Below are 1418 nucleotides of genomic sequence, written 5' to 3'. Positions count from 1 at the left end.
GCCCCGGGAGATCGGGGCGGGCGCTTTCCATTCAGTGGGTCACTTGTCAAAGGACGGGTTCACAAAGTAGAGATTCTTCTCGTTCATCTTGTCCTTGGCCAGCCGCAGTCCCTCGCCGAAGCGCTGGAAGTGGACGATCTCCCGGGCCCGGAGGAACTTGATGACGTCGTTGACGTCCGGATCGTCGGAGAGGCGCAGGATGTTGTCGTAGGTGACACGGGCCTTCTGCTCGGCGGCCAGATCCTCCGTCAGGTCGGCGATCAGGTCGCCCTTCACCGCCATGCTGGCGGCGCTGTAAGGGAAGCCGGAGGCGGCGGTGGGGTACACGCCGGCGGTCCGGTCCACAAAATACGTGTCAAAGCCCGCGGTCCGGATCTGCTCCTCGGTGAGGTCCCTGGTCAGCTGGTGGACGATGGCGCCGATCATCTCCAAATGGCCCAGCTCCTCAGTGCCGATGTCGGTCAGCAGGCCCTTCAGCTCCGCATAGGGCATGGAGTACCGCTGACTCAGGTAGCGCAGGGACGCGCCCAGCTCACCGTCGGGCCCGCCGTACTGGGAGATGATGACGGAGGCCAGCTTGGGATTGGTGTTCTTGATCTTCACCGGGTACTGGAGCTTCTTCTCATAAATGAACATCAGTCATTGCCTCCTTCCTCCCAGGGCCACGGGTCCTTCAGCCAGGCGAAGCCGTCCTCCGGCGTCAGGTCCGTCTGCAGCAGGGGGCCGTACATCTTCTGGTACTTCTCACGGCCCTCTTTCGCCAGCTTGATATAGGACCAGTACAGCTGCAGCGCCTCCTGATCCTGGGCGTGGGTGGTGAGATACAGGCCCAGCTCGTCAATGGCAAAGTCCAGGGCCATCAGCTCCACCAGGGCGGTGTTGGCCATTTTCGTCTTGGCCTGGATGGCCGCCTTGAAAGGCAGGTCAAGCCCCGGGAACAGGGTGCCGGTTTGCAGGGCCTCCATCCGGCTGTACCGGACAGGGTTCTCCTCCTGCATGGCTACAAAGGGAAACACCATGGGTGCACAGGTGCCGGGCAGAGTGCCCTGGTTCGGCTGGCAGGAGCCGGACGGCGGCATGGAAGGCACGGACGGCGTGGGCGGCGTATTGGTGTTGGGTTTCTCCATCTGCATGGATGCCTCCTTCTGGGGTAGGGTGCGCATGGGAACCATGCGCCCATGCCATCCTATGCGGAGATGGTCCGGGAGGAGCCTGCCCTTGATTTCCGCCGTCCGAGCCGCTATAATCGGGAATATGGGATAAGCAGGCGGGAATAGGCTTTCCCCAGGGGGTGCCGCCTGTGATTATTCTGATCCGAAAGCGCCATGTGGCGTATGTTGTGCTGCTGTGTTGTTTTGTCGCCGGGCTCTCCGCCGTGCTGTGGCATGGGAACGCCGCCTTCACGGCGGCGTTCGCCC

The 1418-nt window shown here is 62.6% G+C and carries 2 protein-coding genes; both read right to left on the bottom strand.

The window, feature by feature from the left end; genetic code table 11:
* Positions 1-39 precede the first annotated feature (39 nt).
* Positions 40-636, bottom strand: a complete 597-nt coding sequence (locus HMPREF1546_RS01515; RefSeq protein ID WP_021750721.1) for a manganese catalase family protein — start codon at positions 634-636, stop codon at positions 40-42.
* Entirely contained in the window at positions 636-1133 is a 498-nt protein-coding gene (locus HMPREF1546_RS01510) for a spore coat protein CotJB (protein ID WP_025545340.1), read from the bottom strand. Before HMPREF1546_RS01510 ends, HMPREF1546_RS01515 begins: the two co-directional genes overlap by 1 nt.
* Positions 1134-1418: the final 285 nt, after the last annotated feature.

Origin of the sequence: Oscillibacter sp. KLE 1745 (assembly GCF_000469445.2) — a bacterium.
GTDB classification, from domain to species: Bacteria; Bacillota; Clostridia; order Oscillospirales; family Oscillospiraceae; genus Oscillibacter; species Oscillibacter welbionis.
This window is presented reverse-complemented; position numbering and strand designations above follow the sequence as displayed.